We start from the raw sequence: 21,853 nt of genomic DNA on the forward strand, positions 1-21,853 counted from the left end.
TGGTTCATCACTGGGCTCCGATCATGCTGAGCGGACCGTCGATGAACCGCTGTCCCGGCTGCGCCGGCGGCATCAACGTGTACTGCTGATCGTCGTCACGCTTCTTCTTCGTCTTCGCCGATGCCGGCGCCTTGGCGGAGCCGGACGCGGGATTCATCGGATATGTGCCACCCGACGGCGGGGTGTTCGGCCCGGGCCGTGAGTTCGCCGACGGCGGCAGCAGGGTGATGGTCGGCCAGCCGTAGCGCGGGCCGTTGCCCCCGACATACGGGTTGTTCGGGTTGACCGGCACCTTGACGCGCTCCGGCGGCGAGTACTTCGGTGTCCCCTGACCGACGCCCAGAGCCTCGAGCTGATTCAGCGTCCGCAGGTCCAGTGTCATGAACAGGTTGGTCGCGTCGCCCTTCACACCCGGCAACAGCCAGTCCGGGAACGGGACGGTCAGCATCAGCGGCGCAGCCGTGATGAGTTCCGGGGCGGCCTTGGAGAGCTGCGTCAGCACCGGGCGCAACGCCTTGAGGTCGGTGATCAACGCAGTCCGCGACTTGCCGAGGACGTCGGTCCCGACCTTGCCGAGATCGTCGAGCTTGGTGAGCAGGTCCACCAGTTCAGGACGCTGTTCCTCCAGCACTGCGATACCGGCAGGCAACTCCTTGAGGATCCGGTCGATCTGCGTCTTCTGATTCGAAGCCCGCGTCGACAGGCGCGCGAGTCCGTCGATGGCGTTGACGATGTCGTCGCGCTGGCGGTTGAGACCGGTGATCAACGTCTGGCTCTGTTCCAGCAGGCTCCGGAACACCGGGCAGCTCTGTCCCTTGGGTGCGACGTCACACGGCTGGCTGGTCGATCCGGCCAACGCCTTGTTCAGTTCCGTCACGATCGGTTGGAGCTGGTTGATCCCGCCACCGTTGAGCAACATCGACAACGCGCCGAGGACCTGCTCGATGTCGGTGGCCGTGCGGGTGCGATCCAGCGGGATCGGCTGCGCGGGGTTCTGTCGCGGCAACGACTCGCTGCCGTTCGGCTCGCTGAGCGCGACGAACTTCTCGCCGAGCAGCGACGTCTGCTGCACCGCCGCGATCGACTTGTCCGACAGGTCGATGTCGTTCTTCACCTTGATCTTGACCTGGGCGTACCACTCGTTGTCGGGCACCTCGACCGACTCGACGCGTCCGACCGGGATGCCGTCCTTCTTGACCATCGACTGCGGGACGAGGTCCAGGATGTCGGCGAACTGGATCTGGTAGGTGCGTGCGTTGTCGCCGGTGTCCACGCCGCCGGGCAACGGGATCGACTGGATCCCGTTGCCGCACCCGGACACCGCGAGCACGGCAGCCACCATCGCCGCCCCGAGTACGGCGCGAATCGACTTACGCGACAGAACTTCTCGCATCATCAATTCCCACCTGTCCCGGAACGTGCGGACGGTCGCGTCGTGGTCGGCGCGTTCGACGGACTCTTCGGCGTCGACCCGGGGCCGGTCTCCAGATTCGGATCCGGGTTGCCCGGATTTGTGCCGGGCGATGGATACCGCTGCAGCTTGTTGTTGCTCATGATGCCGAAGGGCAGCACGGGCAGCAGCGGATCGAGTACGCCCTTGGTGATCTGCTGGCCGAGATTCTCGCACTGGCTGATCAGCGGGCTCAGCGTGGTGCTGAACTGCTTCGCCGACGGGTTGCCGGGCAGCAGCTTGCCGAGGTCCAGCAAGCGGCACTGCGCGCCGATGAGATCCTGCAGGTCCGGGATGGTCAGGCGCATCGCCAGGGTTCCCGACTCCGCGTCGTAGGCGTTGATCAGGTTGTTGATGGTCACCGGCAGGACCGTGAGGATCTCTTTCAGGTGATCCTTGGTGTCGAGCAGCGCCTTGGTGGTCGGTTGCAGATCCTTGACGGTCTGCCCGAGTTTGTCCCGGTTGTCCTCGACGAAGGTCGCGACATCACCCAGCGCGACGGACAGCTTGTTCAGTGACGCGGACAGCTGGGTCCGCTCCCCCGCCAGGAACTTGTTGAACGACGCCATCTGCGTGTTGAACTGGCGGACCTGGGAGTCGTTCTCGCGCAGCGCACCCACGAACACGTTCAGGTTCTTGACCGTATCGACGATGTTGCCGCGGGAGTTGCTCAGCGTGGTCGACGCCTTCGAGAGCTGCTCGATGGCGTCGCCCAGCTTGGCGCCGTTGCCCTTCAGATTGTCCGCGCCGGTGGCGATCACGTCGCTGACCGCGCCGTTCTTGTTCGCACCCTCGGGCCCGAGGGCCTCGGACAGCTTCTGCACGCTCGAGTAGATCTGGTCGACCTCCACCGGGACCATCGTCTGATCCTGGGAGAGGGTGATGTCGTGGGGCGCCTTCTCGCCGCCCGTATAGGCCGGGGTCAGCTGCACATACCGGTCCGCGACGACCGACGGGATGATCTGGACGGCGCGGACGTCGGCGGGCAGGTCGATCCCGCGGTCCACCGTCATGGTCACCTTGACGGTCTTGCCCTCTGGGGTCACCGAGTCGACCTTGCCGACCGGCACGCCCAGCACGCGGACGTCAGAACCCGAGTAGATGCCGACGCTGCGCGCGAAGGTGGCGGTGATCTTGGTGGTGCCCATGAGCGAGAACGCCCACCACAGGACTCCGGCGGCGATCAACGCGAGGATCAGACCGATCACCAGCATCACGATGTGACGCGGGGTGAACCACCGGCCGGGGCCGGAGGTGCGGCTGAGGTCGGGAGCTGTGGTCATCAGCCGGCCTCCGTTCCACCGTTGTTCTGGAGCTTCTGCTTGTTGGGCGGACGGGTGGTGTTCTGCTGCGGCAGACCAGGCGGCAGCAAGTTGGTCACCACGGACTCGAACCAGCGTCCGTTGCCCAGGACGTTGGCGTAGAGCCGATAGAAGGGCGCCATGTAGGTGATGGTCTTCCGCAGATTGTCGTTCTGGGAGATCAACAGCTTGTTGACGTCCTGGAGCGAGTCGAGTGCCGGACCGATCTGCGCCTGGTTGTCGCGCACGATCCCCGACAGCGAATCCGACAGGGTCGTGGTGGTGGACAGCAGCGTCGAGATGGCCTTCTGCCGGTTGTTCAGCTCGTCGAGCAGCTGACCGGCGCCGGCGATGAGCCGGACGAACTCCTGGTTCCGGTCGGCCAGGATCTTCGACGTGTCCTTCGTCGCCTCGAGGAGATGCTGGACCTCCTGGTCGCGGCTGGCGATGGTCTGAGACAACCGCGACAAACCGTCCAACGACGGCCCGATGTCGCCCGCGGTACCGGAGAAGGCCTCCGACAACGTCTCCATCGAGTGGGCGAGCTGGTCGGTGTTCAGGTCATCGATCTGATCGGCCGCGTCGGAGAACGCCTCGATGACGTCGTAGGGCGAGACTGTGTCGGTCAGCGGGACGTCGGGATCGGCGGGCTCGCTGCCGCGCGGGTTCAGGGCCAGGTACTTCTGCCCGAGGATCGTCTTGATCTGGATCGACGCCTGCGTCTGGTTCCCGATCCACGTGTTGGTCACCCGGAACTTCACGTTCACGCGGTCGCCGTCGAGCGTCACACCGTCGACCTCGCCGACTTTGACGCCCGCCACGCGGACCTCGGCACCCGACTTGAGTCCGGCCGCCTCGGTGAACTTCGCCGTGTAGCGCGCGCCTGCACCGACCAGCGGCAGCTGATTGAGGTAGAACGCCGAGATCGCCATCATCAGCAGCACCAGGATGCCGATGGCACCGATGCTCACCGGGCTGCGGCGCCCACCGAATCGTCGATGCGAGCTCTGCGGCGGCGGTGCGCCGCCATCGTCCGCGCCGGCTTTGCCGTCCGCCGCGTCGGCCTGCGCCGCCGCGTGACGCACCTCGTCACTCGAGAACTGCTCGGTCCGGGCATCATCACCCTCGGGCTGAGCGTGCCGGTTCTGTTCGTCAGCCACAGATCAGCCCCCCGGCCTTTCGTCTTTCCAGCAACGGGTGGCCGCACTGGTGTACAGCACATGGTTGATGTCGGGCAGCGGGACCACCGGCTGCGTCAGCATCGTCGACTTGCCGTTGCCGGCGACGACATCGATACCGCAGAGATAGAACTGGAACCAGGAGCCGAAGGTCGCGGCCCGGCCGATCTTCTGCAACTTGACCGGCAGGTTGGTCAGAATCTGTTTCACATCCTCGTCGCGGGCGTTGATCTGGTCCGACAGCGACTTCAACCCGGCGATGTCACCTTGGATGGCGGGTCGGGTCGGCTGCAGGATCGACGCGGTCACCGCGGTCAGGTTCGACACCGAGCTGATCGCCGACCCCACGGAACCGCGTTGGGCGGCAAGGCCGGTGACGAGCTTCTCGGTGTTGTCCAGCAATGCCGTGAACTGCTCGTCGTTGCGATTGACCGTGTCCAGCACCGTGCTCAGGTTGGTGATCAGCTGCCCGATCACCTTGTCCTTGTCGGCGATCGCGTTGGTCAGGTCGGCGGTGCTGCTGATCAGCTGCGAGATCGTGCCGCTCTCCCCCTGGAAGACCTTGATGATCTGCTCCGACAGCTTGTTCACGTCCCCGGCGGACAGCTCCCGGAACAGCGGCTTGAAACCGTTGAAGAGTTCGGTGAGGTTCACCGCGGGATGGGTGTCCTGGTGCGTCGGATCGGTACCGAACGTGTGCCCGGTGTCGACGGTCTGGTCGGGATCGCCCGCGCCCTTCTCCAGCGCCAGATACCGCAGGCCGGTCAGGTTCCGGTAGCGGATGTAGATCTGCGTGCCCTCGGGCAGCTGATCGCGGTTGACGTTGAACGAGACCAGCGCCTGGTTGCGGTCATGCACCTCGACGTCGGTCACCTGCCCGACGCGGACGCCCGCGATGCGGACGTCGTCGCCCTTGTTGAGCAGGGCGGCGTCGGAGAACACGGCCTTGAAGTCGCTGTCTCCGTCGCCGCCTGCGTTGGCGATCGTCAACGCCAGCAGACTGGTGGCGACCACGGTCACCACCGCGAAGACGATGAGTTTGATCAGTGGTCCGGTGATGGATTTCATCGGATGGTGACCTGCGCTCCCTGTAGCGATACGCCGCCGATCGTGGTGACCCAGGTCGGAACCTTCTCAGGGTCGGTGCCGTTGGCGCCGCCATAGATGACCTTCAGTTGCTTCACGTAGTCGGGATCGTCGAACGGGTTCGACCGGATGGTCCCGGCCGGGGTGGCGGAGAACTGCGGCTGCGGCAACGTCGGCATCGTGCGCGGGCCCGGATTGCGCGACGGTGGCTGGTACGAGCCGTCGGCGAGACCCCCACCCGGGTACTGCGGGAACGGGCGTCCGTTCGTCGGCGGGTCGTAGCAGACCGCAGGCGGATCGCTGTCGAGGAGACGCGGCTCGTCCTGGTTCGGCAGGTAACGACCACGCGGGTTGACGAACTGGAGGTTCACCCGCACACCCGGGTTCGCGGTGCCCTGGCCGACGATCTTGCGCGACTCGGGAATGAGGGTCGCGAAGTTGTGGGCCGTGCAGACGAACGTCGGCGACTGCTTGGCCAGGCCCACGAGGAACGGCTCCGAATCCACCGCGAGGTCGATCAGGTCGGCCCGGTTCTGCTGCAGGAACTTGGTGGTGTCCGTCGCCGCCACACCCACGGTCGAGATGAGGGTGCGCAGATCGCCTTGACGCTCGACGATGGTCTTGTTCGTGGTCCGGAAGTTGTCGAGGGCGTCGATGACGTCCGGCAGCGCGTCCGAATAGGTCTTGGAGAAGCTCGCGAGCCCACGCAGCGTGCCCTGGAGTTCGGGCATGTTGTCGTTGACGCGCGTGAAGATCTTGTTGAGCTCGTCGAACGTGACGCCGAGCTGTTGTCCTCGTCCGGCCAGCGCCTGCGACAGAGATGTCAGCGTGACGTTCAGGTCCTGCGGCGGGATCGCCTTGAGCACCGGGAGCAGCTTGTCGAAGAGGTCCTGGACCTCGCGTGCGTTGCCGCTCTGGTCGGTGTAGATGGTGTCGCCGTTGGCGAGAGTCGCGGCCGACGGGTCGTCGGTCGGGACCTGCAGCGCCACATAGCGTTCACCGAACAGTGTCTTCGGGAGGATGCGCGCAGTGGTGTTCTGCGGCAACTGCGACGCCATGTCGGGCGTCAGTCCGAGGGTGACCGCGACACTGCCGTCGGCGGCGGGTTCCACGTCGCGGACCTCGCCGACCACCACGCCGCGCGCCTTGACGTCGGCGTTGGTCGGCAGTGCGTTACCGGTGGAGTCGGTTTTCAGGGTCACGTTGGCGAACGTCGTGAACCCGTCGTTGAACTTCGTGATCGTGACCACGAAGAACAGCGCCACCACGACGAAGAACACCAGCCCGAGCAGCCGGCGACGTAGCGTCGACATCGGTCAGCCTCCCACTCGCACAGTCGTCGTGGTGCCCCAGATCGCGAGCCCCAAGAAGAAGTCCAACACCGCGATCAGCACGAGCGCAGCACGCACGGCATGTCCGACCGCCACGCCGACGCCGGCCGGACCGCCGGTCGCGTAGTAGCCGTAATAGCAGTGCACGAGAATGATCACGAAGGCGAAGACCAGCACCTTGCCGAACGACCACAGCACGTCGCCGGGTGGCAGGAACAGGTTGAAGTAGTGGTCGTAGGACCCGCCCGACTGCCCGTTGAAGACCGTGGTGATGACGCGCGACGCCAGATACGCCGAGAGCAGACCTAGCACGTAGAGCGGGATGACCGCGACGAAGCCGGCGATCACGCGTGTGGAGACCAGGAACGGGATCGACGGCACCGCCATCGATTCGAGCGCGTCGATCTCCTCCGAGATGCGCATGGCACCGAGCTGCGCGGTGAATCCGCATCCGACCGTGGCCGAGAGCGCAAGACCGGCCACCAGCGGCGCGACCTCACGGGTGTTCACATACGCCGAGAGGAAGCCGGTCAGCGCCTGCGAACCGATCTGATCGAGGGCCGCATACCCCTGCAGCCCGACGACGACGCCGGTGAAGCCCGACATCAGCACCATCACGCCGATCGTGCCGCCGATGACCGCGAGCCCGCCCGACCCGAAGGCGACCTCGGCCAGCAGCCGCAGCACCTCACGGGTGTAGTGGACAAGCGTCTTGGGGATCCACGCGAGAGTGCGCCCATAGAACGACATCTGCTCGCCCGCGCCGTCGAGCAACTTGAGCGGCTTACGCAGCTGCTTTCGGGCTTCGTACAGGTAGTACTCGGGCCGCGACTTGGAGATCGTCACACCACCGGCCATCGCTAGCTTCCCTTCGGCGGAACGATCTGCAGGTAGACCGCAGTGATGATCAGGTTGGCGAGGAACAACAGCAGGAAGGTGATGACCACGCTCTGGTTGACCGCGTCACCGACGCCCTTCGGCCCGCCCTTCGGGTTGAGTCCCTTGTAGGCGGCGACGACACCTGCGAGCACACCGAAGATGGCGGCCTTGAGCGTGGACACATAGAGGTCCGGGAGTTGCGCCAGCGCACCGAACGAGGCGAGATAGGCGCCCGGGGTGCCGCCCTGCACGACGACGTTGAAGAAGTAGCCACCACCGATACCGACGACCGCGACCAATCCGTTGAGCAACATCGCCACCAGCACCATCGCGATGACGCGCGGAACAACCAGGCGCTGGATCGGATTGATGCCGAGCACCTCCATCGCGTCGATCTCCTCGCGAATGGTGCGGGACCCGAGGTCGGCGGCCACCGCGGATCCCGCGGCGCCTGCGATCAGCAGCGACGTCACCAGTGGCGATCCCTGCTGGATCACCACGAGCACGCTGGCCGCACCGGTGTACGACTCGGCACCGAGCTGCTTGATCAGCGAACCGGTCTGCAGCGACACGATCGCGCCGAACGGGATCGCGATCAGAGCGGTCGGCAGGATCGTCACACTCGCGATGAACCAGGCCTGCTGGATGAACTCGCGCCACTGGAACGGACGCACGAAGGATTGACGCGCGACGTCGACGAAAAGCTGCACGATGTTGCCGGTCTGGGCGAGCGCGCCCGTTCCGGCCTGAGCTATCCGATCAACGCCACGCGTGGTGGCACTGGTCATCCTTACGAACTCCGACCGTCGTTGGGCTGCCGGAACTGGCCGGTTTCGATGGGCTGGGTGACGGTGTTGTCGTTGGCGCCCTCGCCAACCGGGGGTGTCGCCCAGCTCTGGGTTGGGGCGTCGCTGCCGGCGTAGTCGCCGCCTGCGGCATGGGCCGGCGTCCACTCGCCCGCCGCGTGCGCCGCCCCGACCGGCACGTTCTCGGTGCTCTGATCGGCGGCATGCGCATCGGATTCGGCGCGCATGCGGTCTTCCTCGTCCATGCTGCGACGAATGGCTTCCTGCGCGTTCGGCGGCATCGTGTGCAACATCTCGTGCACACGCTGACGGTGCCGCGCGACGGCCTTGCGTTCGGGCATCCCCGGATTGGGCTGCACCTGCGGAATGATCTCGGAGAAGTCGTCCTTGGTGCCGCCACCGCCGATACCGGCAGCCTGCATGGCCTCCTCGGCCTTCTGCACGCCCTCGTCCTTCTCTTCCGACATCCCGATCGGACCGAACCGGTCACCGGAGAGGAACTGCTTGACCACCGGCTGCTCGGAGGTCAGCAACTGCTCACGCGGACCGAACATCACCAACTCCTTGCGGAACAACATGCCGATGTTGTCGGGAATCGTCCGGGCGATGTTGATGTTGTGCGTCACGATCAAAATCGTCGCGTCGATCTGGGCGTTGATGTCGATCAGCAACTGGCTGATGTAGGCGGTACGCACCGGATCCAGACCCGAGTCCGGCTCATCACAGAGGATGATCTGCGGATCGAGCACCAGCGCACGCGCCAGACCGGCACGCTTACGCATACCACCGGAGATCTCGCCGGGCAGTTTGTCCTCGGCACCGGTCAGACCGACCAGGTCGATCTTCTCCATCACGATGTCGCGGACTTCGTCTTCCTTCTTCTTCGTGTGCTCACGAAGCGGGAACGCCACGTTGTCGAACAGCGACATGGAGCCGAATAGGGCACCATCCTGGAACAACACCCCGAACAACTTGCGGATCTCATAGAGTTCCTTGGCCGAACACTGGGTGATGTCGGTGCCATCGATGACCACCGACCCCTGCTCGGGATGCAACAAGCCGATCAACGTCTTCAGGAACACCGACTTACCGGTACCCGACGGACCCAACAGGGCAGACACCTCACCCGACGGCAACGTCAACGACACATCACGCCAGATGTTCTGCGATCCGAATGACTTGGTGAGCCCCTCAACACTGACCTCTACACCCACTGCATCCTCCCAGACATTCGCTGCCCCCTGCGGCGGTCAGGGTGACCACTCACGATCCGGTGGCATTGTGGTTGGGGTCACTGTAGCGGACGCCCGCTGATCCCCACACCCGCCCGCGCCCCTCGATCCCCCATCGAGACCAGGCGCGTGTCGGTTCCTTACCCACCGGTAACTTCCCTGCCGAATGAGCGTAGCCCATGCCACGCGGTTCGCAAAGTGCGCCGACCATCACAATCCAGGGACAACAGTGGCCCGTGGGGTATCTCACCCACGGGCCACTGTCGAAGTGCTGTCAGATCCCTGAAGAGGGAGCCTTCGAGCTGTCTTTACTTGACGGACACCGAAGCGCCGGCCTCTTCGAGCTTGGCCTTGGCAGCGTCGGCGGCTTCCTTGTCGACCTTCTCCAGGATCGGCTTCGGAGCACCCTCGACGAGGTCCTTGGCTTCCTTCAGGCCCAGGCCCGAGACGATCTCACGGACCACCTTGATAACCTGGATCTTCTTGTCGCCCGCGCCCTCGAGCACGACGTCGAACTCGTCCTGCTCGGCAGCGGCCTCGGCGCCACCGGCAGCCGGAGCACCGGCAGCGGCAACGGCGACCGGAGCGGCCGCGGTGACCTCGAAGACCTCTTCGAACTTCTTCACGAAATCGCTGAGCTCCAGCAGGGTCAGTTCCTTGAACTGATCGATGAGCTCGTCAGCGGTGAGCTTCGCCATGGTGGCGTCCTTCCTGTCAGTCCCCAGACGGGGCTTGGTTCATCCCGGCACGGAGTCGCCCGCCCAAGGATTGGTGTGTTGCGGCGAGAATTACTCGCCGGCTTCGTTCTTCTTCTCCTGCAGGGCCGCGGCGAGGCGCGCCACCTGCGAAGCCGGCTGGTTGAACAGACCGGCAGCCTTTGCCAAGTTGCCCTTCATGGCACCGGCGAGCTTGGCCAACAGAACCTCACGGGTCTCCAGGTCGGCGATCTGTTCGATCTCCGCCACGGACAGCGCACGGCCGTCCATGGTGCCGCCCTTGATGACCAGAGCCTTGTTGTCCTTGGCGAACGTCTTGATCGCCTTCGCGGCCATGACCGGCTCGCCTTCGATGAAGGCGATCGCGGTCGGACCGGTGAACAGCTCGTCGAGCCCTTCCACGCCCGCCTCGGCGGCGGCACGCTTCACCAGGGTGTTCTTGGCGACGGAGTAGGTTGCACCCTCACCGAGGGAACGACGCAGCTCGGAGATCTGCTTGACGGACAGGCCACGGTATTCCGTGACGACCGTTGCCGTGGATCCCTTGAACTGCTCAGCGATCTCCGCGACTGCGGCGACCTTTTCGGACTTGGCCATACTTCGCCTCCTCTCTCATCACTAGAGTTGGGTCGGGCCCAACCTGAGCCGAGAGGGGCGAGGTGACGTCGAGATCGACTGTCATCCACATACAAAAACGCCCCGGCACGCAGAAGGCCCGGGGCGTGAACAGGCGCACAAGCGCTCTGTCATTCCTCGTTCTCCCTGCGTGGGCCGCCGACCCGGTCATCGTCGATGACATGGATCGGACCTTCGGTCGGGATCTCTCCCGACGACCGACGGTCTCTGGTTGAACCGATACGGCACACGGTTGTGTGCCACACCAAGCGGAAAGGTTACCCGACCGTGGCGGATGCAACCAAATCAGCGGGCGGCGGACCTGCACCGACGACGGCGAACGAGCGCGCAGCGGCAGCCGCCGCGGCGATCACCGACCGCCATCTGAGGCGGATGTTGTGGACGCCCGGCACCCGGCTTGCCGCGGTCGCGTGGCCGAGCGGGGCGGTCGCGGGGCATTTCGGCATGTGGCACTACTGGTGGCATGCCCACCTGGTGGACCTGCTGGTCGACGCGGCCATCCATCGCCCGGGCGACGATACCGCCGACGTCGTGGGCCTGCTGCTGCGCGGTATCAACCTGCGCAACCTGGGCAAATGGACGAACAACTACTTCGACGACATGGCCTGGCTCGGCCTCGCCATCGAGCGTGCCGACCGTCACCTCGCGCTGAGCCACGACCGGGCGATCCGCACGCTCTCCGGCCGCATGATCGACGCCTGGGTACCCCATCTCGGTGGCGGAATCCCGTGGCGCACGATGGACCTCTTCTTCAACGCACCGGCGAACGGCCCTGCGGCCGTCCTGGTGGCGCGGACCGGTCACGTGGAGCGGGCGGCGGCGATGGCGGACTGGATGGACGCACACCTCGTCGATGCCGACTCGCACCTGATCATCGACGGCATCAAACCCGGCACCCGGCCCGGCGAGATGGAACGGGTCACCGCGATCTATACCTACTGCCAGGGCGTGGTGCTCGGTGCCGAGCTCGAACTCCTCAGGCTCACGCGGCACGAGGTGCACGCCGAACGCATCGACCGACTCCTCCACGCGGTGCAGACACGGATGTGCCACGACGGGGTGATCCCGGGAGCGGGCGGCGGAGACGGCGGACTGTTCGCGGGCATCCTGGCGCGCTACCTCGCGCTGGTCGCCACCGATCTGCCGCAGACCATTCAGGGGACCGACGACCTGCGCCGACGAGCAGCGCACATCGTGGCCACGAGCGCCGAGGCCGCCTGGCTCAATCGCACCGAGACCGATCACGGCCCGGTGTTCGGTGCCGACTGGCGGAAACCTGCGGACAATCCGTCAGGTGAGGGCACAAACGCCCAGTTCGTCGAGGGTGCGGTCCATTCCTCACAGATCCCGGAACGCGACCTCTCGGTCCAGCTCTCGGCGTGGATGGTGCTCGAGGCCGCGGCCGCCGTCGACCTGCGGTTACCGGAGCATGTCCAAAAAGAGGCTACCTAGTTAGCAATCCGATATCGGGGCTGAGATACCCTCGTCCGGCGAGGTGAGGAACGCCACATGTGTAACGTCCGTCACCTCGCGGCCGACACGAATGGTGTCGGGGAATCGAGTTTGGCGACGATGCCCTCGTGCATGACCTGAGCGGGCACCGAGCCTGGGCAGGGTGATGCACCATGACGTACCAGTTGGACCAACCCGCGCAACCACGCCGCGGACGCACCGCCGCACGACCAGTCGGAACCGGCAGCGCACCGCATTTCGGCTCGCTCCCGCTCGGCGACCCCACCGGGGGATCCGACGGCATCCGCTGGCGTGAACAGGTCGACGGCAAGCAGCTGTATCCGCGGGTGGCGATCGACCGGGACGTCGTCCTCACCATGAGCGACGGTGTGCGACTGCGCGCGACCGTGGTCCGGCCGGCCAACCGATTCGGCCAGACCGTCCTCACCCCCTACCCCGCAATCCTCAACATCAACCCGTACAACCGGGTCGCGATCGACGCACTCGACCACGCGCTGCACGCACCCGGGCTGGGTAAGGCGCTGCACACCGCCTCGGCGACCATGGATGGGACGGGAACGGGACTCGAAGGCCTGACCACGCTCACCAAGACCCTGTCCGGCGGCGTGTTCGACGTCTTCGGAATCAACCGGAATCTCGTCCGCAGCGGTTATGTGCAGATCATCGTCGACGTCCGGGGAACCGGCGCGAGCCAGGGCAAATGGCAGATCCTCGGCGCCCGCGAGCAACAGGACTCGGTGGAGATCATCGATTGGGTCGCCGAGCAGGAGTGGTGCAACGGTGCCGTCGGGCTGGCCGGGTGGTCGTACTCGGCGATCAACTCGCTGCAGGCCGCTGACAAGCGCCTGCCCGCCGTCAAGGCCGTCTTCGCGGTCGAGGGCTGCGACGACATCGTCCGCGACATCTACATCACCGGTGGCATGCCGTCGGCATTCATCCCGACCTGGCTGTCGGTGGTGAATCTGCTGAAATGGCTGCCGAATCCGTCGAGCCCGGTCCGCGACGTCTTCCGCGGCGACACCGCGCGCTGGCTGCGCGACCGATTGAAGTCGCCGGCCACCGAGATCACGTCGCTGCTGTGGGGATTCCTCACCGCCCGCGACGACCGCATCTTCGACGACCCGTATTTCGACGAGCGTGATCCCGTGGTCGACCGGATCGCCGCCCCCACCTTCACCGTCGGCGCCTGGCACGACCTCTTCGGGCGCAGCGCGACCGGCGTCTACGAACGACTGCAGATGGAACCGGGACGCAAGCAGATGGTGGTGGGCGACGGCTATCACGTCGACGTCGGTTCCGGATACGGCGGCAAGTTCGCGCCGCCCCGGCTCGACGTGCTCGAACGGGCCTGGTTCGACCGCTGGCTCAAAGGCCACCGGCAACGGCGTCGAGTACTACGGCCCGGTCACCATGCTCCAGCAGGGCGGAGCATGGACCTCCGGCCCGAGCTTCCCGCGACCCGGGGTGGTCCCACAACGGCTCTACCTCACCGACACCCCGTCGGGCACCGCCGATCACGCCACGCACGACGGCTCGCTGGCCATCACGCCCGTCGACGACCTGTCGTCGCTCACCGTCCACCCGGATGCGCGGGGCGCCGTCTCCCGCGACATGACGCAGGTGACCGCGGGCGCCGCGATGATCTTCGGACGCTCGTTCACCGACGACGCCCGCTTCCAGGAGCGAGGTGGACTGTCGTTCACCACCGAACCTGTCAGCGAGTCGACCACCATCAGCGGTCCGATGAACCTGCGACTCAACGTGGCCACCACGGCGCACGAGGCGATCTGGGCGGTCACCGTCAACGACGTCGCGCCGGACGGGACGTCGACCGTGCTGACCAACGGCGCCCTGTCCGCGTCCAACCGGGCCCTCGATCCGTCCCAGTCGACCTACGCTTCCGACGGCAACCTGATCTCGGCCCACCACTATTTGTCGCGCAAGCGGAAGCTGCCGGTGCCGGCGGACGAGCCGGTCCGCATCGACGTGGACCTGGTCCCCACCGACGCCGTACTCGAGCCGGGACACCGGCTGCGCGTCGACGTTTATGCGGCCAGCTTCCCGCGTTACCTCACCGTGGTGCCCGATCTGATCAAGGCGCGCGGTCGTCGTCAGCGCCTGGTGCTCGATCCGCGTCATCCGAGCCATCTGACGTTCTGCTCGAGCGGGACCTGGTAGCCGACGGCGGCATACGTCGTCGCCGATCGGGCGCAGTCCCCCGACGATCGTGCGCGGTTTCCCGTCGATCGTGCGCGTCAGCCCTGGGGGGCGGACAGTCAACGGGATTCTGCGCACGATCGACGGGATGTTACGGCGCAGGGACATCCCGGCGCGAGAAGCCGATCATCCCGACACCCGCGAGCAGCACCGCGACCACGGTCAGCGTGACGACACCACCCACCGACACGTCCACGGCCGGCACGGTGCCGACCGAGTAGAGGGGCGAGATCCGCAGCACCCACGTCGGCCAATCGAGGGTGGCGCCGAGGAAGGCGATGAAGGTCGCGTACCCCAGCAGGGCCCACACGACCGTCTGAGCTCTGGGCAGCCACCCGAACAGCGCCACCGACATCGACCCGAACACTGCGACGGCGGGCAGGTAGGCCACCCCGGCCGACAGGTTGCGACCGACCTCCCCCGCGTCGTCGACCTGCAGAGCTACCACGACCCCGAGACCCAACGCGGGCACCATGACCACGACTGCTAGCCCGACCAGGATCACCGCGACGTGCGCCGCGGCCCACCGCGGCCGAGCCACCGCGAGCGACAGCACCATCTCCAATCGACCACCGCGTTCGTCGGCACGCATCTTCGCGAACGCGGAAATGACGAAACCGCTTGCCATCAGTGCGAGGATCACCACGGTCAGTGCCAGATAGGTGTCGATGCCGTGCGATTCCCCTCGCGCACCGAACGCCTCGGCAATCTGAGGGTTCTCGGCCACTGCATCGGCGACCTCCTGCGCCAGGCCACCGAAGACGAGCGCGACGGCGAGTGCGCCGATGGTCCATCCCAGAATCGATCCCCGGTGTTCGGCGATCGCACGGCCGGGGATCGATCGGGCGCCTGAACCGGCACGCGCCGGCCCCGGGCGTGCCGAGACCAGACCCGATCCCAGATCTCGAGTGGCCGCCAGACGGACACCCACAGCGACCAACGCGATCGCCACCCCGCAGGCGAGCGCTGTCGGCCACCAGCGCTCATCATCGGCGAAAGGCCGGGTCTCCTGTTGCCAGGCCAACGGCGACAACCACTTCCACGCATTGCCGCCGACATCGCCGATCGCACGTGTGGCGTACGCGAGGCCGAGCGCAACGAGACTGACGGTGTAGACCTTGCGAGCCCGCCGCAACCACTGTGCACCGCACAGTGCAATCCCCGCCCAGACCGCAGCGAGCATGAACAACGACACGGCGTAGAGCAATGACCTTCCGGCGTCCACAGCCTCGACGACCAGCGTCCCGAATATGCCGACGGCCACCAGCGCGGCCGCGACGAGCGCGCCGAGCACCGCCGCGACATGCGGCGCCCACGACGCGATCGCCCTCGACCGCATCAATTCCAACAGTCCCGACTCTTCCGGTGTCCGGGTGAACCGGACGATCAGATGAGTGGCCATCATAGGGATCGCGATCGCGGCGATGAACGCGAACTCGTTGGCTGCGACGCCACCGAGATTGTCTGCACCGTAAGGGGTTCCGTTGATCGCCGCGATCGCGGCGTCACCACCGACGGTCCGGCCGTACGCGGCCAACAGGTCCGGCGTGCCGTACAGGCCGGAGATCGCCGTCAGGGTGAACCCGTAGCCCGCGACAACAGAGACGATCCAGATCAGATAGACCTTCCACCCCGTCCGCCACTGCAGTCGCAGCATGGCACCGACACCGGCCGCACCCACACTTCCATCCGGGGCATCGGATCGCCGACCGTGCAGGTTCGCTGGCAGGGTCACGGCGCCACGTCCGTGCCGTCGGCCTCGCCATCGACGGTCGTGGCGCTGTAGGAGCTCAGAAACAGTTCGTCGAGGCTCGGTGGCCGCACGGTCAGCGATGCGACCCCCGCCGACAGCACGGCACCCAGCGCAGGCTCGAGCGACTGTGCACCGACATCGAAGCGGACGTCGACGATGCCGTCGTCGCCTGCGGTCGTCGACAGACCGGTCACCCCGTCGATCTCGGACAGCTGCTCGGGCCGACGACGTGTCCGGGCGAGAACACGCGTCCGCGACCCCTTGCGCAGTTCGTCGAGGCCTCCGGTGCGCACCGTGGCACCATCGCGAATGATGGTCACCGCGTCACTGAGCGCCTCCACCTCGGCAAGGATGTGGCTCGACAGCAGGACCGTGACACCCTGCGAGACCCTTTCGCGCACGGCGCACTGGAACACCTCTTCCATCAGCGGGTCCAGCCCGGACGTGGGCTCGTCGAGGATCAACAGCTCGGCGTTCGACGCCAATGCCGCGATCAGTGCGACCTTCTGCCGATTGCCCTTCGAGTACTCGTCGACCTTCTTGGTCACATCGAGACCGAAGCGTTCGACGAACTCCGAACGGCGTGCGTCATCGAGTCCTGCTCCCCCCGACGCCAAGATGTCGATGCACTCACCGCCGGTGAGGTCCGGCCACAGCGCGACGTCACCCGGTACGTACGCGAGCCGTCGGTGCAGGGCCACCGCGTCCTTCCACGGATCACGGCCGAACAGCCGGATGCGGCCCGCATCCGCTCTGATCAGCCCGAGCACGGTCCGGATGGTCGTCGACTTCCCCGCGCCGTTGGGGCCGAGGAATCCATGAACGCGTCCCGGCTCGACGGCCAGGGTCAGGCCATTCAAAGCGCGTGTCCGACCGAACGATTTCGACAATCCCTCCACATCCACGATGAGATCCACAGAGGTATCACACCACCCCGCTGTCGCCGAAAACCACGCGATAGACGAAACCCGCCTCGGGACCCAGCACCAGACCGACCAGATCGATGAGCCCGACGGCGAATCCGCGGCCGTGCGCCGCCCCCGACGATTCGTCGAGGTGATGGGCGATCTCGTGGAGCACCACCAGTTCGCGCAGCGCCCAACGACCGTCCGCCGACGACGGGATCGCGATCTGCGGATCGGCATCACCGGAGCGCAGATACTCGGCCGATCGGTGACCACGACGCTCCCGAACCCGCACCGGCCGGGTGGCGCGGCCGAATCGGGCGCGGACCGATGGCATCGCGAGCACGCGGTCGACGTAGTCACATACGGAGGCCACCGACCCGAAGTGGGCCTCGACCGGCAGGGTGAGCTCGGTACCCGCGATCTGTACCGTGCGATTCGACCCGGCACGATCGAACATGCGGTGCACCAGGCGTTCGGCCTCGTAGAGCCGGGCGCGGCCGGAGTCCCGCGGACGCGTGGTCACACGCCCACCCGCCAGACCACCCTCGACAACGGCGCACGCATTACGATCTGACCGTCGGTCACCTGCCCCGGCAGGTCACCGGAAAGGAGACGTCGACTGTGAGTTCTCCGTCCCTGGGTGCTCGGGCCAAGGCCCGCGCCCTGGCCATCGCCGATCGTGCTCGGCAGATCCCCGGTGCGAACCTGGTGCTGCGCATCCTGCGGGACCTCGCGGTGAACGATCTGACCGATCGTGCCATGACACTCGCCGCCCAGGCCTTCACGTCGGTGCTGCCGATCGTCATCCTCCTCACTGCTCTTCCGAATCACACCTACCTCACCAAAGCCCTCGACGGCCTCGGCATCGACCCGAGCCGCGTCGACGTCGCGTCCACCAGCACCCCGGAATCGTTCACCGCCTTCGGCATCCTGGGTGTCCTGATGACCATCGGCGGCGCGACCTCGCTCTCGCGCGCCCTCGGACGCATGTACGTGTCGGTGTGGGAGGTGAACAAACTCCCCATCTCCGGATGGTGGCGTTGGGTGGTGGTGATCTTCGCGATCCCGCTCGGCGTGGTTGCGCAGGGGCTGGCCGCGGCGCTCCACGATGTCTCGGTCACCGGCATCACGATCGGCGGATACGGGGCGCTGGGTGTGGTGCTCGAGGTGGTGGCCACCTTCCTCATCTGGTCGATCATGTGGACGACGTTGCCGCGTCTGCTGGTGAGTTCGCAGGTGCCGATGCGCCTGCTGGCAGTCAACGGCGCCGTGACCGGCATCTTCATCACCGTCCTGCTGGTGGGCAGTCGGCTCGCCCTGCCGACGATCATGGGTGAGACCACCCACCACTACGGCACGCTGGGCATGGTGTTCGTGGCGATCAGCTGGTTGTTCTTCTTCGCCGGGATCGTGGTGGTCTGTGCTGTCGTCATCCATTCGCTGATCTCCGACGAAGGGACCGTCGGGACGTGGATGCGTACTCATGTCGGGGCTCCCCGGCCCTCGCAGCGCGTCCAGCGCACGGATTTCTTCACCCTCGAATCGGCTGCCGACCAGTCGGCAGGCAGGTAGCTCGTCACCCCTCCAATTCGCCGCGGGCACCACCGAATTCGCGATCCGCACCGATTCGCGCCCGGCGTCCCGCGCGATCGCCCGCGCGCCGAGCCGCCTCGGAGTAGCCCGCCGAGGCACTCGCCGGACGCCACGTCCCCCTCGCCTTCGACTCCGACCGATAGAAGTCGATCACCTCGATCTCCTTGTCCCGCAAGGCCAGCGCCGTCGACGACGGCTTCCGGTCGCCGTCCGGGTCGGCGCGCAGCGCCTCTGCGCGGGCGTCTTCACGGGCCTCGCTGAGTCGTTTGCCGATCCGCTCGGCGAACGCCGACTGGAAGTTGAGTCGTGCCGTGATCGGCGACAGCGGTTTGGTCTCGACGACCCGTTGTGCCCGCCACCCGGCCCCCCGGGTGACGACCCGGGAGAATTCCTCGCCCTTGTAGGCGCCCGACCTCAGGTAGGCATCGCTGGCCGCGACCATCTGCACCACCAACGACGTGTAGAGGGTCTCGCAGGTGTCGATGTCGGAGCCGAATCCGTACGCCATCACGAACGTCGAGTTGCCTGCCACGTCAACGGTCACGTCGTTGGCCTGTGCGATGGCGACGAACAGCTGGACATACGTGCGCAGACCCCGTTTGCCGGCGGTGCCGATGGAGATCTGCCTGGTGACCGGTGCGGTGTCGCGGCGGTCCGCCGGGTCGTGGGAGCGGGCCACCGCGAGATCGATCGACGCCGCGGTCGCCAGCCGCTGTGCCGCCTGCATGAACGTTTCCGCCTCGTGCGGATTGTCGGTGCCCTCGGCCTGTCGCAGCAGGGCCGAGATGCGGGTGAGCAGCTTGTCGTCGCGCATATGTATCAGACTATCGAGCGGCCCGATCGGTTCCACTCGACGCGAAATCGCTTCAGCTCTCGGGCGCCCACCGTACGATGTCGTCGTCGGAGATCTCGCGGTCGTCGGTCCGCTGGGTCATCCGGATGTGGTTGCCGAACGGGTCGCGGAACGCACAATCGATGCCGTACGGCTGGTCTTCGGGTTCCTGGGTGAACTCGACTCCCTTGGCCACCAACTCGGCGTAGGTGCCGCGACAGTCGTCGGTGGCCAGGATCGTCGTCCCCAGCGCACCCTGGGTCAGCAGATCACGGACGGTCGCGGCCGCGTCCTCGGAGATCGCAGGCGGGCCGGGCAGCGACAGCAGGATCTCGCGGTCGGGCTGATCGGGCGCGGCGATCGTCAGCCACCGCATGAATCCCATGTCGACGTCGGTGGTCACCACGAATCCGAGTCTGCCGACATAGAACTCGAGTGCGGCGTCCTGGTCGAGGACATAGATGGAGTGGATGCTGATTCCGTTGATCATGCGCCCGACGATACGACGATCGGGCGTGGCCCGGCTTCTCCGAAACTGCTCGAATCCGGTCGGTTCGAATCCTGCCGGCTCGGATCGTGATTGGGTCGGGTCCAGTCCTTCACGAAACACGACGGCACCGGCGCAGGCGCGGTGGTCCGGCGATACTCGGTCGGACTGCGTCCGATGATCGCGGTGAATGTCCGGCCGAAGGTGCCGAGACTCTCGTATCCGACCGCGCAGGCAACCTCGGTCACCGGGAGTTCGGTGTTGCGCAGCAGCGCGCAGGCCCGTTCGATGCGCCTGCGCTGCAGGTAGCGATGCGGTGTCTCACCGAACAAATCCCGAAATCGTCGGGTGAAATGAGCCGGTGAGACCAGCGCGATACGCGCGAGCGTCGCGACGTCGAGCGGTTCGGCGAATGCGCGGTCGATGGCGTCGCGCGCACGCAGTAGTCGACGGTTCTCGTCCTCACGGGGGGTGAACACACCAGTCAGTGTCGCTCACAGGTCAGTGTCGCTCGCAGGCGATGCCGTCCTTGTCCCGGTCGTGCGACGATTCCTGGCGGTAGACGTTGTCGTTGACCGTGAAGTTCGTGACCGGTGTCCCGGACGTCGAGTCCACGGCTCCCGACTGTCCGACGCCATGCGGGTAGTCGGCATTGAGGGCTTTGCAGTTGGAATATGCCGTTGCCCCCGCCGGCGCTGCTACTGCCAACGGCGCGACGACGAGTGTTGCCGCCGCCAGCATTCCGACGACGATCTTCCGTGAGCACCGCATCGCTACCCTTCCCACATTCTTCGATGAATGGGGTGACGGTAGCCCCGCCCGCGGCGTCCCGGGTCCCGAATCGGCCCGCATTACTCTGAACGACCGAACGCTAGAGCCCGAACTTCGCCTGCATCCCCCGCAGGGTTTCCGCCGAACGCATCAGGCCGGACAACTCGTCGTCGGACATGGGCATCTCAAGACGGGTCTGGGCTCCCGCGCGGTCGACGATCGTCGGCAGCGAGAGACAGACATCGTCGAGGCCCTCGTAGCCCGCGGCAACCGTCGACACCGGCAGCACCCGATGCTCGTTGTTCAGCACCGCCTCGACGATCCGGGTGGCCGCCAGACCGATCGCGTAGTTGGTCGCGCCCTTACCCTCGATGATCTTGTACGCGGCGTGGACCACCTCGTGGTGGATGCGCTCGCGAGCCGCTGCATCGATGGCCTCGCCCGAGCCCAACGGCTTCCAATGCAGCAGTGGCACGCCGCCGATGCTCGCCGAACTCCACAGCGGGATCTCACTGTCACCGTGTTCGCCGACGATGTAGGCGTGCACGTTCTGCACCGCGACGTCGCAGTGCTGCGCGATCAGGAACCGCAGTCGTGACGAGTCGAGCACGGTGCCCGAACCGAACAGCTGATTGTTCGGCAGGCCACTGTATTTCAGCGCCGCATAAGTGACGATGTCGACCGGGTTGGTGACCATGATGTAGACGGCGTTCGGGGCCACCTCGAGCACCCCCGGCATGATCTTCTTGGTCAAACCGATGGTGGCCTCGGCCAGTTCGAGTCGCGACTGCCCGGGCCGCTGCTTCGCCCCGGCGGTGAAGACCACCACGTCGGCGTCGGCACACACCGACACGTCGTCGTCGCCGATGATGTCGGCCCGCGGGACGAACTCCAGCCCGTGCGACATGTCGAGGACCTCGGCGGTCACCTTCGCGGTGTTGATGTCCATCAGCGCGATCGTCCGTGCCACGCCCCGGATCAGCGACGCATACGCGACGGCGGTGCCGACCGCTCCCGCTCCGATGATCGCCAGCTTCGTCGGTCGTACGTCCATCAAGTCACCGCCTGGTCTCGTTGGCCCGCCCCTGACGGCGATTATTCCTGCCTCGCCGGGTGGCCGCAGCGTTCTGCTTCGACGGTTGACTTTCCCAACGGGAAAGTGGACGATGACTTTCCAGATAGGAAAGTCAACCAGGAGGAGGAC

At 66.1% G+C, this 21,853-nt stretch carries 20 protein-coding genes and 1 pseudogene; 3 read left to right on the forward strand and 18 right to left on the reverse strand.

All coding sequences use genetic code 11. The features are described 5' to 3' along the window. Positions 1 to 7: 7 nt before the first annotated feature. The 10 genes from OVA31_RS05395 to rplJ all read right to left on the reverse strand — a co-directional run bounded on the left by OVA31_RS05395 (position 8) and on the right by rplJ (position 10,576). Positions 8 to 1,381, reverse strand: coding sequence for an MCE family protein (locus tag OVA31_RS05395; RefSeq protein ID WP_420714195.1), 1,374 nt, complete (start codon positions 1,379 to 1,381; stop codon positions 8 to 10). 14 nt (positions 1,382 to 1,395) lie between these two features. Beyond that, entirely contained in the window at positions 1,396 to 2,733 is a 1,338-nt protein-coding gene (locus tag OVA31_RS05400) for an MCE family protein (protein WP_267630081.1), read from the reverse strand. Further along, positions 2,733 to 3,836 carry an MCE family protein gene (locus OVA31_RS05405; RefSeq protein WP_267631414.1) on the reverse strand — a complete coding sequence of 368 codons (1,104 nt, stop codon included), beginning with the start codon at positions 3,834 to 3,836 and terminating at the stop codon, positions 2,733 to 2,735. The genes OVA31_RS05400 and OVA31_RS05405 overlap by 1 nt, the downstream gene beginning before the upstream one ends. Positions 3,837 to 3,914: 78 nt before the next feature. Next, the gene (locus tag OVA31_RS05410; protein WP_267630082.1) at positions 3,915 to 4,997 is read right to left on the reverse strand and encodes an MCE family protein; all 1,083 of its coding nucleotides are present in this window, start codon (positions 4,995 to 4,997) and stop codon (positions 3,915 to 3,917) included. Next, complete coding sequence (locus OVA31_RS05415) at positions 4,994 to 6,328, reverse strand: MCE family protein (RefSeq protein WP_267630083.1); 1,335 nt, start codon at positions 6,326 to 6,328, stop codon at positions 4,994 to 4,996. Before OVA31_RS05415 ends, OVA31_RS05410 begins: the two co-directional genes overlap by 4 nt. 3 nt (positions 6,329 to 6,331) lie before the next feature. After that, entirely contained in the window at positions 6,332 to 7,204 is an 873-nt protein-coding gene (locus OVA31_RS05420) for an MlaE family ABC transporter permease (protein WP_267630085.1), read from the reverse strand. 2 nt (positions 7,205 to 7,206) lie between these two features. Then, complete coding sequence (locus OVA31_RS05425; protein WP_161061927.1) at positions 7,207 to 8,013, reverse strand: MlaE family ABC transporter permease; 807 nt, start codon at positions 8,011 to 8,013, stop codon at positions 7,207 to 7,209. 2 nt (positions 8,014 to 8,015) lie between these two features. Next, entirely contained in the window at positions 8,016 to 9,245 is a 1,230-nt protein-coding gene (locus OVA31_RS05430; RefSeq protein ID WP_267630087.1) for an ABC transporter ATP-binding protein, read from the reverse strand. 326 nt (positions 9,246 to 9,571) lie between these two features. After that, positions 9,572 to 9,961, reverse strand: a complete 390-nt coding sequence (gene rplL / locus OVA31_RS05435) for a 50S ribosomal protein L7/L12 (protein ID WP_164310988.1) — start codon at positions 9,959 to 9,961, stop codon at positions 9,572 to 9,574. A gap of 90 nt (positions 9,962 to 10,051) precedes the next feature. Continuing rightward, on the reverse strand, positions 10,052 to 10,576 hold the full coding sequence (rplJ, locus tag OVA31_RS05440) for a 50S ribosomal protein L10 (protein ID WP_267630088.1): 525 nt from the start codon (positions 10,574 to 10,576) through the stop codon (positions 10,052 to 10,054). 306 nt (positions 10,577 to 10,882) lie between these two features. On the opposite strand from rplJ, the gene OVA31_RS05445 reads away from it, so the two are divergent. After that, positions 10,883 to 12,067: a glycoside hydrolase family 76 protein gene (locus OVA31_RS05445; protein ID WP_267630089.1), complete on the forward strand. Its 1,185-nt coding sequence runs from the start codon at positions 10,883 to 10,885 to the stop codon at positions 12,065 to 12,067. A gap of 173 nt (positions 12,068 to 12,240) precedes the next feature. Further along, positions 12,241 to 14,266, forward strand: a pseudogene (locus tag OVA31_RS05450) (CocE/NonD family hydrolase). 130 nt (positions 14,267 to 14,396) lie between these two features. Here OVA31_RS05450 and OVA31_RS05455 read toward each other — a convergent pair. Genes OVA31_RS05455 through OVA31_RS05465 form a run of 3 tightly spaced genes read right to left on the reverse strand, consistent with a single transcriptional unit; the run spans position 14,397 to position 17,489 of the window. Beyond that, the gene (locus OVA31_RS05455) at positions 14,397 to 16,040 is read right to left on the reverse strand and encodes an ABC transporter permease (RefSeq protein ID WP_267630090.1); all 1,644 of its coding nucleotides are present in this window, start codon (positions 16,038 to 16,040) and stop codon (positions 14,397 to 14,399) included. Then, positions 16,037 to 16,975: an ABC transporter ATP-binding protein gene (locus OVA31_RS05460; protein WP_267630091.1), complete on the reverse strand. Its 939-nt coding sequence runs from the start codon at positions 16,973 to 16,975 to the stop codon at positions 16,037 to 16,039. Before OVA31_RS05460 ends, OVA31_RS05455 begins: the two co-directional genes overlap by 4 nt. 7 nt (positions 16,976 to 16,982) lie before the next feature. Then, complete coding sequence (locus OVA31_RS05465; protein WP_267630092.1) at positions 16,983 to 17,489, reverse strand: TIGR04338 family metallohydrolase; 507 nt, start codon at positions 17,487 to 17,489, stop codon at positions 16,983 to 16,985. 98 nt (positions 17,490 to 17,587) lie between these two features. On the opposite strand from OVA31_RS05465, the gene OVA31_RS05470 reads away from it, so the two are divergent. Further along, entirely contained in the window at positions 17,588 to 18,538 is a 951-nt protein-coding gene (locus tag OVA31_RS05470; protein ID WP_267630093.1) for a YhjD/YihY/BrkB family envelope integrity protein, read from the forward strand. A gap of 4 nt (positions 18,539 to 18,542) precedes the next feature. Here OVA31_RS05470 and OVA31_RS05475 read toward each other — a convergent pair whose 3' ends face one another. The 5 genes from OVA31_RS05475 to OVA31_RS05495 form a co-directional block, all read right to left on the reverse strand. Beyond that, on the reverse strand, positions 18,543 to 19,373 hold the full coding sequence (locus OVA31_RS05475; protein WP_267630094.1) for a DUF2786 domain-containing protein: 831 nt from the start codon (positions 19,371 to 19,373) through the stop codon (positions 18,543 to 18,545). Between the two features lie 52 nt (positions 19,374 to 19,425). Then, positions 19,426 to 19,881 (reverse strand): VOC family protein, encoded by a 456-nt coding sequence (locus tag OVA31_RS05480; protein ID WP_267630095.1) that lies wholly within the window; start codon positions 19,879 to 19,881, stop codon positions 19,426 to 19,428. Beyond that, positions 19,878 to 20,357 (reverse strand): helix-turn-helix domain-containing protein, encoded by a 480-nt coding sequence (locus OVA31_RS05485; protein ID WP_267630096.1) that lies wholly within the window; start codon positions 20,355 to 20,357, stop codon positions 19,878 to 19,880. Before OVA31_RS05485 ends, OVA31_RS05480 begins: the two co-directional genes overlap by 4 nt. Positions 20,358 to 20,379: 22 nt before the next feature. Beyond that, on the reverse strand, positions 20,380 to 20,649 hold the full coding sequence (locus tag OVA31_RS05490; protein WP_267630097.1) for an excalibur calcium-binding domain-containing protein: 270 nt from the start codon (positions 20,647 to 20,649) through the stop codon (positions 20,380 to 20,382). 100 nt (positions 20,650 to 20,749) lie between these two features. Next, positions 20,750 to 21,703, reverse strand: a complete 954-nt coding sequence (locus OVA31_RS05495; RefSeq protein WP_267630099.1) for an L-lactate dehydrogenase — start codon at positions 21,701 to 21,703, stop codon at positions 20,750 to 20,752. Positions 21,704 to 21,853 lie beyond the last annotated feature (150 nt).

The sequence above is a fragment of the Gordonia sp. SL306 genome, from assembly GCF_026625785.1.
In the GTDB taxonomy this organism is placed as follows: Bacteria; Actinomycetota; Actinomycetes; order Mycobacteriales; family Mycobacteriaceae; genus Gordonia.